Source organism: Klebsiella sp. JN_Kp127 (assembly GCF_040062505.1).
Lineage (GTDB): Bacteria > Pseudomonadota > Gammaproteobacteria > Enterobacterales > Enterobacteriaceae > Klebsiella > Klebsiella quasipneumoniae.
The window spans coordinates 1-9960 of record NZ_JBEAHS010000021.1 but is presented as its reverse complement, the minus strand read 5'-3'; the positions used below and the strand labels follow the sequence as shown (position 1 = coordinate 9960).

General features: G+C 53.9%; 12 protein-coding genes. 6 read left to right on the top strand and 6 right to left on the bottom strand.

The features are described 5' to 3' along the window. Nucleotides 1-23 precede the first annotated feature (23 nt). Nucleotides 24-497 carry a threonine/serine exporter gene (locus tag ABLV04_RS08310; RefSeq protein ID WP_004886472.1) on the bottom strand — a complete coding sequence of 158 codons (474 nt, stop codon included), beginning with the start codon at nt 495-497 and terminating at the stop codon, nt 24-26. Further along, nucleotides 488-1264, bottom strand: coding sequence for a threonine/serine exporter ThrE family protein (locus ABLV04_RS08305; protein WP_004886474.1), 777 nt, complete (start codon nt 1262-1264; stop codon nt 488-490). Before ABLV04_RS08305 ends, ABLV04_RS08310 begins: the two co-directional genes overlap by 10 nt. Nucleotides 1265-1544: 280 nt before the next feature. Between ABLV04_RS08305 and pobA the strand changes: the two genes are divergently transcribed. The 4 genes from pobA to bglJ all read left to right on the top strand — a co-directional run bounded on the left by pobA (nt 1545) and on the right by bglJ (nt 5248). Then, nucleotides 1545-2729, top strand: coding sequence for a 4-hydroxybenzoate 3-monooxygenase (gene pobA, locus ABLV04_RS08300; RefSeq protein ID WP_032454789.1), 1185 nt, complete (start codon nt 1545-1547; stop codon nt 2727-2729). Nucleotides 2730-2745: 16 nt separating this feature from the next. Continuing rightward, a complete protein-coding gene (locus ABLV04_RS08295; RefSeq protein ID WP_023291878.1) occupies nt 2746-3627 on the top strand; it encodes a helix-turn-helix domain-containing protein in 882 nt (293 codons plus the stop codon). A gap of 263 nt (nt 3628-3890) precedes the next feature. Beyond that, nucleotides 3891-4613: a LuxR C-terminal-related transcriptional regulator gene (locus ABLV04_RS08290; RefSeq protein ID WP_101995566.1), complete on the top strand. Its 723-nt coding sequence runs from the start codon at nt 3891-3893 to the stop codon at nt 4611-4613. Beyond that, the gene (gene bglJ / locus ABLV04_RS08285; RefSeq protein ID WP_032454790.1) at nt 4574-5248 is read left to right on the top strand and encodes a DNA-binding transcriptional activator BglJ; all 675 of its coding nucleotides are present in this window, start codon (nt 4574-4576) and stop codon (nt 5246-5248) included. Before ABLV04_RS08290 ends, bglJ begins: the two co-directional genes overlap by 40 nt. Nucleotides 5249-5253: 5 nt before the next feature. On the opposite strand, the gene ABLV04_RS08280 is transcribed toward bglJ, so the two are convergent. Further along, nucleotides 5254-5712 (bottom strand): YbaK/EbsC family protein, encoded by a 459-nt coding sequence (locus tag ABLV04_RS08280; RefSeq protein ID WP_023291881.1) that lies wholly within the window; start codon nt 5710-5712, stop codon nt 5254-5256. A 333-nt stretch (nt 5713-6045) separates the two neighbouring features. Here ABLV04_RS08280 and ABLV04_RS08275 point away from each other — a divergent pair, with 333 nt between their 5' ends. Further along, nucleotides 6046-7389, top strand: a complete 1344-nt coding sequence (locus ABLV04_RS08275; RefSeq protein WP_002887650.1) for a PTS cellobiose transporter subunit IIC — start codon at nt 6046-6048, stop codon at nt 7387-7389. A gap of 50 nt (nt 7390-7439) precedes the next feature. On the opposite strand, the gene fhuF is transcribed toward ABLV04_RS08275, so the two are convergent. The 3 genes from fhuF to ABLV04_RS08260 form a co-directional block, all read right to left on the bottom strand. Next, nucleotides 7440-8228, bottom strand: a complete 789-nt coding sequence (fhuF, locus tag ABLV04_RS08270) for a siderophore-iron reductase FhuF (protein WP_147733699.1) — start codon at nt 8226-8228, stop codon at nt 7440-7442. 106 nt (nt 8229-8334) lie between these two features. Next, on the bottom strand, nt 8335-9381 hold the full coding sequence (locus ABLV04_RS08265) for a GGDEF domain-containing protein (protein WP_044525300.1): 1047 nt from the start codon (nt 9379-9381) through the stop codon (nt 8335-8337). A gap of 23 nt (nt 9382-9404) precedes the next feature. Next, nucleotides 9405-9575, bottom strand: a complete 171-nt coding sequence (locus tag ABLV04_RS08260) for a hypothetical protein (RefSeq protein WP_072096669.1) — start codon at nt 9573-9575, stop codon at nt 9405-9407. Between the two features lie 70 nt (nt 9576-9645). On the opposite strand from ABLV04_RS08260, the gene ABLV04_RS08255 reads away from it, so the two are divergent. Beyond that, the gene (locus tag ABLV04_RS08255; RefSeq protein ID WP_023291884.1) at nt 9646-9885 is read left to right on the top strand and encodes a DUF1435 domain-containing protein; all 240 of its coding nucleotides are present in this window, start codon (nt 9646-9648) and stop codon (nt 9883-9885) included. Nucleotides 9886-9960: the final 75 nt, after the last annotated feature.

The window sequence follows — 9960 nt, the reverse complement described above, 5'->3', positions numbered from 1 at the left end:
CCCCCCCCCCCCCCCCGCCGGGGTTAGACGCGAGGGCGCTTACGATACAGCCACAGACCGGGTATCGACAGGCCAATGGAGAGGGCGCCCACGATCGAAGAGGCCTTTAAAAAATTGCTCAGCAGCAAAATCATCATCTCTTCAGAATAGCCAAAATGGCTGATTTTTACCGCGGAGATCATCGCGGTGTAAGCAGAAATACCGGGAAACATCGGGATCACGGCGGCGACGGTAAAAATCTTCGGATGCGCCAGATACCAGCGCGACCACTGGATGCCGATGCAGCCCACCAGCAGGGCGGCGAGAAACGTGGCCCATTCAATGTTAAAACCAGCGCTCATCATGACCATGCGCGAACCATGGCCGATGGCTCCCAGCAGCGCGCACCAGCGTAGGGCGCGCTGCGGGACATTAAAGACCATCGCAAACCCGACGGCAGGGATCGCCGCCAGCAGCATGTCTTCCGCCAGCGCGAAAATAAACGAAATTATGCCCATCCCCGCAGCCCCCATACGGTCATTGCCATCACTACGCCAATGCAGGTGGCAAGGGTTAACAGGCTGGCGATCGCCCAGCGGGCGAGGCCAGTATTTATATGCCCTTTAAACATATCGGCGACGGCATTGATCAGCGGAAAGCCCGGGACCAGCAGCAGGACGCTGGCGGCCATGGCAATGGTCGGGGTGCTGGCAAAGGTCGGGAGGCGCAGCAGTAGCCCGGAGATCGTGGTGGCCACAAAGGCAGTGATGCAGAAGTTGATCTGCGGATGCATAGAACGGTGGGTCAGCACCTGGCGAATGTACATGGCCACCGTGCTGGCGCAGAAGCTGACCAGCGCTCCATCCCAGCCGCCGTTATTCAGTTTACAGAAACAAGCGCAGGAGAGGCCCACCATGATCACCAGCAACCAGCGGGGATAACGCAGGGGCCTAATCTGCGCGAAGCGCTTCTCGACGTCGCGATAGTCCAGCAGCTTATGCTCGGCGAGGATCACGATATGCTGCACTTCCGTCACCACATGCATATTAATGCCGCGGTCGACATTCTTACGCGTTGAGGTAAGACATTCGCCATCCTTAATGGTGGTCAGGACGATAGCGTTGGAGGAGATGGCGCTTTCGACGCTGTCCATCCCCAGCGCCAGCCCGAGACGGGTTGAAAGCTCTTCCACCAGCGCGCTTTCGGCGCCGTGCTGTAACAAAAAAAGACCACACTGGATGCATAATCGTGTGATTGCCCGCTGCTGTGCCCGATCAACCTGCATATTTCCTCTGCTGTCCGCGACGCCTGGTATCTGTCGATACTTTAACCTGAAGCGCCGGGGCGGCTGAGGGGGGTGGGATCAAATAATGTGCAAAAATCTCCCGTCCGCCGGGGTGGCGGAATTTGAAGCGTCCCACACTTTTGCCAGTTTGGTGAAAAGTGCAATTTTTGTCGCCATTCATCCCTTCTTTTTCCCGTCTGACTTATCAAAAATGCAGGAAAGCACTTTTATTAAACAAAAATTATACAAATAATTAACCCTGCAAAAGTGAGACAATCCTATGAAAACACAGGTCGCGATTATTGGCGCTGGCCCTTCCGGGCTGCTGCTGGGGCAGCTACTGCACAACGCCGGGATCCACACGGTCATTCTTGAGCGTCAAACGCCGCAGTATGTGCTGGGGCGCATCCGTGCGGGAATTCTGGAAAGCGGTACCGTCGATCTGCTCCGTGAAGCGGGCGTGGCGCAGCGGATGGATATCGAAGGCCTGGTGCATCATGGGGTGGAGTTTCTCTTTGACGGCCAGCGGGTGCCCGTCTCACTGAGCGAGCTGACCGACGGCAAGAGCGTGATGGTTTACGGCCAGACTGAAGTGACCCGCGATCTGATGGCTGCCCGGGCCGCCAGCGACGCGCCGATCGTGTACGGCGTCAGCGAAGTGACTATCCATGACGCAAAAAGCGACCGGCCGACGATCACCTATCTTAGCGAAGGTGAATTCTGCCGCCTGGAGTGTGACTTTATCGCCGGTTGCGACGGGTTCCATGGCGTGTCGCGGCAAAGTATTCCCGCTGACATCCTCAAGACTTACGAGAGCGTCTGGCCGTTCGGTTGGTTAGGCCTGCTGGCGGATACGCCGCCGGTCAATCCGGAGCTGATCTATGCGCATCATCAGCGGGGATTCGTTTTATGTAGTCAGCGCTCACTTACTCGCAGCCGCTACTATCTGCAGGTTCCGCTGAGCGATAAGGTGGAGGACTGGTCGGACGAACGCTTCTGGCAGGAGTTGAAATGCCGATTGCCGGAGGATCTGTCATCAAAGTTAGTGACTGGTCACTCACTTGAGAAAAGCATCGCTCCCTTGCGCAGCTTCGTCGTGGAGCCAATGCAATATGGGCGATTGTTCCTGGTGGGGGATGCCGCGCATATCGTACCGCCGACCGGCGCTAAAGGGTTGAACCTGGCGGCATCGGACGTGAACTATCTGTGGCGGATCCTGCGTGAATACTACCATCACGGCCGGAGCGATCTGCTGGCGACCTATTCGCGACTGGCGCTGGATCGGGTCTGGAAAGGGGAACGCTTTAGCTGGTTCATGACCCGCCTGCTGCACGATTTTCCGCAGCAGAGCGAGTTCGACGCCAAAATGCAGGCGGCCGATCGCCGCTACTATCTGGGTTCGCGCGCCGGGCTGACCACTATCGCGGAAAACTACGTGGGCCTGCCCATGGAGCGTGTCGTCTGACTGAACAGGAGTTACTATGCCGCCCGTCCAAACTGTTCCGGTATTTAAGCTGTATGGCGAGGAGCGCGGCTGGCCGACGCCGGACCTGCTGCACTGCGAGTCGATTTTGCAGCGCAGCAGCCTGTATCAGTGGCATATTCGCGTCCACCAGCACGCCGAAATGGTCCAGCTCCTCTATCTGCACAAAGGTCGGGCGGAGATCGAAATTGAAGGCACCACCTCGGTGATGACGGAGTCCTGCATCCAGGTGGTGCCCGCCCTCTGCATTCATGGCTTTCATTTTTCACCCGGAACGCACGGATTTGTGCTCTCCCTGGCGCTGCCGCTGCTGAGCCGCTTTGAAAATCAGTTTGGCCGACCGCTGGATGTGCTTAGCGTTGCGCAGTGTCTGCCGGTGGGGCGTTCCCGGGGGCGTATGCATACGCTGTTTTCAGCGCTTCGCGAGGAGTACAGTGCCGATCATGATGCCCGGGAAATGATGCTTTATTCGCTGCTGGGGACGCTGCTGGCCTGGTTGAACCGGCAGTGCCGCCCCGCACCGCCCGCGGAAGATAAAGCGGAGCGAAAGCGCAGTATGATGCGTCATTTTTCCCGGCTTATTGAGAGCCACTACCGACAGCACCTCCCGCTGGCGGAGTATGCGAAGTTGATTGGGCTGTCGGTCACGCATTTAAACTATTTATGTCGCGAGTTCTATGGCTGTAGCGCCCTTGGGGTATTGCATCAGCGACTGATGCTTGAGGCGCGGCGTAATCTGCAATACACCCGCATGACGATAACGCAACTCTCTGATTATTTGGGCTTTAGCGACGCCGCCTATTTTTCTCGCTTTTTCCGCCGCTATAGCGGTATGTCGCCTAAAGCATTTAGAGAAGCAATTAAAGAGAATGCTTCATAATGTTCATGCCTGAAATTATTTTTGCTAAATAATGGTTTTATCTTTTCTAATTTATTAGCGCAGGGCATCTGTGCTAATATTCATCGCAAGTATACACAGGAATAATATTTACTTGATATGACCACGGTTCGGTCATGCAGTATATCGTGTACGCGGGCCATGAATATGCTTTTAATATTCATCCAGTAAATGGTATGGCGATCGAGTCACTCGCCGATCGTTTGCGGGCAAGCGAAGAAACTTCGACAGGAAGCGGAGGTGTTATGTTACCAGGACAAGGTAAGTTTGGCGTCGTTATTAGTAAAATCCCCGTCATGCAGTCAGGGTTAAAGGTGATCTTCAATGAGAACCTCCCGGATTACGAACTCAGTTTTTGTCGCACTCATGATGAGCTCACCCTATTACAACTGCGGCGAGCGGTGCTGGTCGTTGCGGATATCTCCGGCGAGATTGCGCACCCCCGGGCCGTCTGCGAGCGTTATTACTCCCTCATGACCCAGTATCGAGATATTCACTGGGTTTTTATGGTCGGCGACAGCCTCTATCCATTAGCCGTTGAGCTTTTAATTCGTCCCGAAAGCTCGCTGATCTCCGAGAGCGAGCCGGTTGACCGGCTGATTGAGGTGATTTGCGCCGGTAGCCGTGCGGCTGAGCAGATTAGCCGTACATTGTTTACCGGGGATGTGGACAGCGATTTCGCTAGCTACCACTCAGCGGCGATGCTGACCCTGTCAGAGCGGAAAGTTCTGCGCCTTCTGGCGAAGGGATGGGGAATTAACCAGATCGCCGCGCTGTTGAAAAAGAGTAATAAGACGATTAGCGCGCAGAAAAATAGCGCAATGCGTCGTTTATCGCTACGCAGCAACGCTGAAATGTATGCCTGGATCAACAGTGCGCAGGGAATGCAAGAGCTGAATATCAATTCAGCTTACGGGGAACAAATGGAATGGAAAAAAATAGCACAACCCGTCATGTCGCCATCGTAGAAAAATGTGTGATGACGGAAATGGCCTGGCGCTATACCTTTAGCCGTGAAGAGAGCAGCCAATACCGCATTCATTTTTTTAAAAATATCAATTTGCTCAGGGCGGTGGAAACGTCGTTCCCATGGTCAGCAATCATCTTTTCACTTTCGGGGAGTCGTTCGTCCAGAGCCGAGAGCCTGCTTTTTCTTCACGAAATGGCGAGGATCCGACCGGAAGTACAAACGATTATTCTGGCTAATAATGAAAGCGAAATGCGTCTGATCGGCCATTTAATGCCGGCCTGCCTGCAGGGTATATTAAATAAATCCGCGCCGCGACGCGGATTGCAGGAGCATTTGTTACAGCTGCTGGATAATCATTCCCTCGCCGGCAAAGAGCACTTTTGCGGCAGAGAGGCATGCAACGATCCGCTAAGCCCGACGGAGCACGCCATTCTTCGGTATATGTCGTGGGGATATTCGCTTGCGGAAATTGCGGTGCAGCTGAACCGGAACATTAAAACCATCCGCGCGCATAAATTCAACGCCATGACCAAGCTCGGGGTTCGCTCTGACATTGGTTTATTAAACGCGGCGGATATCTTGCTGCATTTACCGATAAGCGGCCCGACCAGCGCCGTTAAACAGGTGGCATAACGCGGCTATATGCATACGTCTACCCATGTTGCATCGGTGAGCTGCGCCATTCGTTCTGGTTCAATGCGAACGGCGCTGTGAATAGCTCCCGCTGCGGGTAGCACTTCCTGATAGTGCCTGAGCGAGACGTCACAGAAGACGGCCAGCGGATTTTCCAGACCAAACGGGCACACGCCGCCAACCGGATGGCCGGTCCAGGTTACCACCTCGTCGCTGCTCAACATACGCGCTTTTGCGCCAAAGGTCTCTTTCAGCTTTTTATTATCCAGCCGCGCATCGCCCCTGGCGACGATCAGTACAATCTTATCTTTGATCTTGAGCGACAGCGTTTTGGCTATTTGTCCCGGCTCAACGTTGTGCGCGGCAGCGGCAAGCGCCACAGTGGCGGTACTCTGGTTTAACTCAATAATTTCGATATCGGGGGCGTGTTCGGCAAAAAACTGCCGTACAGACTGCAGACTCATTGGATTCTCCTGATTTAAGGCTGGTTAAATCTGTCACAAGCCTGGCAGAGTGTAAATATCAGCGCGGACAATCCAGATTCTTTCTATTTTGTCGATCTCCTTCACATTCACCGTAACCGGTTACAGTAACCGGTTGCGGTTATCTGCATTGAGATGAATACTGGAACAGTCACTTCTCCTTTTATTTATAACAAAAGAGCCGTGTATGAATCGTTGTGTTATGGGCAGTATAGCCGGTAATCCACCCGCGGCGTGCTGCATCAATAAGCGGTCATCGTAACGGCAGGGTAATCGTTGTTGGGCCAGTATCAATAGCCTGTCAGGAGGGCTACTATGTCTGCTAACCATGCTGCGTTTAATTTGATATTTCGCTTTGTAGAAAATTACATAAGCCCCATAGCAGGGCGGATCTCATCGCAGCGTCACGTCATGGCTATCCGTGACGGTTTTATCTCCGCGATGCCGTTTATGATCGTCGGATCGTTCCTGCTGGTGTTTGCTTATCCTCCTTTCTCCCCGGACACCACCTGGGGTTTTGCCCGCGCCTGGCTGGATCTGGCAAAAGAGTTTGAGGGGCGCATTCTGACCCCCTTTGATATGACGATGGGGATCATGTCGATCTACATCTGCGCGGCAATCTCTTACAACCTCGGTAAGCACTACGAGAAATCCAATCAGCTCGATCCCTTTATGTGCGCGATGCTGTCGATCATGGCCTTTTTACTGATTGCCGCGCCGAAGACGAATGGCACGCTGCCGGTGGACAGCCTTGGCGGAACAGGGATCTTTACCGCCATTCTGGTGGCGATCTACTGTGTGGAGATGATGCGTTTTCTCAAGGCGCATAATATCGGTATCCGTCTACCGGATCAGGTCCCACCGATGATCAAAAATTCCTTTGATCTGTTGATCCCGGTGCTGGTGGTTGTGCTGACGCTCTATCCGCTGAGCCTGTTTATTCAGCACCATTTTGACATGCTGATCCCGCAGGCCATTATGGCAATTTTCAAACCGCTGGTTTCGGCAGCCGATTCCCTGCCGGCGATCCTGCTGGCGGTCCTCATCGGCCACCTGCTGTGGTTTGCCGGGATCCACGGTGCGGCGATTGTTTCCGGGATGCTGCAGATGTTCTGGCTGACCAACCTCGGTATGAACCAGCAGGCGCTGGCCCAGGGCGCGCCTCTGCCGCATATTTTTATGGAGGCGTTCTGGACCTTCTTTATCGTGGTCGGAGGTTCCGGTGCCACCATGGGGCTGGTGTTCTGCTATCTGCGCAGCCGCTCAGCGCATTTGCGCTCCATTGGGCGTTTAAGCGTGGTGCCAAGCCTGTTTAACATTAACGAGCCGGTCATCTTTGGGACGCCTATCGTCATGAACCCGGTGTTCTTTATTCCGTTCCTGCTGGCGCCGATGGTGAATGCGGTGTTGGCCTGGGCGGCAATGAAGCTGGATCTGATTGGCCGCGTCATCTCCGTGGTACCGTGGACGGCGCCGGCGCCGATTGGCGGTGCCTGGGCGCTGGGCTGGGATTTCCGGGCGGCGATTCTGGTCATCGTTCTGGCCTGCGTGTCGGCGATTATCTACTTCCCGTTCTTTAAGGTGTATGAGAAGCAGCTGCTTGCTCAGGAAGCGGAAGAGGCTGAACGGGCGGAGCAGGAGAGTCAGCAGACCGCATAAATAGTGACCGGGCGGCCACAGGCCGCCCGTAGCTTATTGTAGACAGGGCGTTATTTTAACGTGCAGTCGCCGCACTGTTGGACGTCCGGCAGGCGATAGCGCTGGCAGCAGGTGCGTCGGACTAACTGTCCTTCACGCAGCACAACCGTTCGCCATAGTGGGTTATCCTGACCATCGGCGAGTTGTTTTTCGAAGAAACAGTGCTGGCGCAGGGCGGCAAGCTGCTCATCCCCCAACAGCGCGCGCATTTCCCCAAGATACCAGTTAATCAGATAGCCAGTATTGCTCCAGATAAGTTTGCCATTGATCTCGCCCGTGGCTTCCAGCGCCTCAATAACCGGCTGCAGGGTGCGCGTCACCAGGGCATCCATTCGCGACAGCGGTGACAGTCTCTCAATACCGGCATCGCTATGGACATCAATCCAGAAACAGGCCGCCCTGCCGCTTTCGTGAAATTCGACGTGGAAATGTTCCGGCGCCAGGCTGAGACCCTGTGGTTCATTGAGCAACGCCAGCATCAGCGGCGGCACCAGCAGACCGATATACCATTGCGCCCAGAGCGAGAGCAGAGGTTTCGCTTCCCGTGTCAGCGTTGGCTGATGACGATAGATATGATCGGAATAAGTGGCCATCAGAGAGCGTAAGGCGGTGGGTCGCGACCACTCGGCAAGCGTCAAAGCGTGCCCTGGAGCGGATTCATCCAGGCGCAGGAAATCGAGCAGATGGGGGCGAAGGGTGGCGATTTTTTCCCGAATACTCTCCGCCAGGGCGCGCTCAGCCGTCGGCAAAGGGGCCCGCCAGATAAGTTCATCGCTGAGAGGAAGGGAACGCCAGGCCATTCGATTTCCAGATACAAATCTAAATGATAATGATTCCTGATATTAGTTGTTTGCAGGCGGCATGGCAAGAATTTTGTCGGCGCCACGATGCCGCGGCGCGCGCAGGTTAACTGGCCAGAATAATGTTACGGCCTTTATTCTTAGCGTCATAGAGTGCGCCGTCGGCGCGCGCCAGCGCTTGCTCAATATTGTCATCAATGAGCGGCGTCAGGCCAATACTGATGGTCACGTTGGTGGCGACGCTCTCATTAAACATATGCGGGATTTTCAGGTCATAGACCCGCTGCCGAATACGTTCGGCAGCCTGCCAGGCCGTTTCTTCGCTGCTGTTGGTCAGCAGCACCATAAACTCCTCTCCGCCAAAGCGGGCGACAATATCGCGCGAGCGTACGGCGTTGCGAATAGCAGCAGAGACGCGAATGAGCGCCTGGTCGCCCATCATATGACCATAGTGATCGTTATAGGCTTTGAAATGATCGATATCGAGGAGTAGCACGAAGTGGTTGTCGCCGTCCAGCGCCAGCAGGGTATCGAGGCGATTCTGCAGTCCGCGGCGGTTATACAAACCGGTCAGAGGATCCAGCATACTGAGATCGTTGAGGGTGTTGCGTTCCTGCATGAGTTTATCCATTAATCCTTGTGTGAAGGCATCGCTGCGCTTCTGGATAATATTTTGCAGGGTAATACCGGCAATAGGCAGCATAAAACAGTAAGTCATGCGCAACCATTGTTCCCCCTCCGCCATTATCAGGCAGGCAAGGAAAGTCGGTAAAGAGTGGAGGGTAAAGGCAGTGATATTATTGGAAAAAGCGATGGTGCCGATAAACAGAATGCTTAATAGGGCGATCACCAGATAGTTAAAATGCGGCGGTGTCAATAGCATCGCCTTTGTCACTACGTGCCATGCCCATAGCATGCCAAATAACAACGAGATAGCGGGAATATTTATTTTCGATTGCGGCCATTTCCAGTGCCAGAGCAGCAGCAACCCGCTGCAGGCCACGATCAGGGCGCAAGGCAGCGTAAAACGAACTACCGTAAATAGGGGGGTGACCAGCGACAGAGAGGATGAAATGAAATTAAGCAGTAAAAAAAGCCGTAAGGAATATTGATATTTTTGTGCGTAGTGTGCTCGCCAGGTTTGTGCAGTCATATCGGAAGAATCATTATTAGTCGTTAAATTTCAAAATGATGAAAGCCAAAAATGAAGAGTCTGATAACAATGTGCAAAAAAAGGTTATTTGCAAAATAAGAAAAATATTTAATATATATCGATAATCCGCTTAATTTATCACCTTCATGAATGTATGTCATTACCGCGAACGTAAAGAATAAGGCGCAGAGCACATCGCAAATGACAAATGATAAAAATTATCATATGGTATTGGTTATCATTATCGTTGTGAGAGGTGAAACCATGCTGCAGCGAGCATTAGGAAGCGGTTGGGGAGTCATCGTTCCCGGCGCGCTGATTGTCGCTCTCGGGTATGCCGGTGTGTCGGCTGACGTATGGCGGACGCTGGTCGCGGTGGGCATGCTGATGTCCGCGGCGATGATATGGCATCGTCAACTGCGCCATTTTATTCTGCTGCCATCGTGCGTTGCACTGGTTGGTGGAATAATGCTGATGCTTGTGGATATCAAACTGAGGGGATAACGCCGGGAGAGGGAAGAATATTGGTGCGAGGGGGGGGACTTGAACCCCCACGTCCGTAAGGACACTAACACCTGA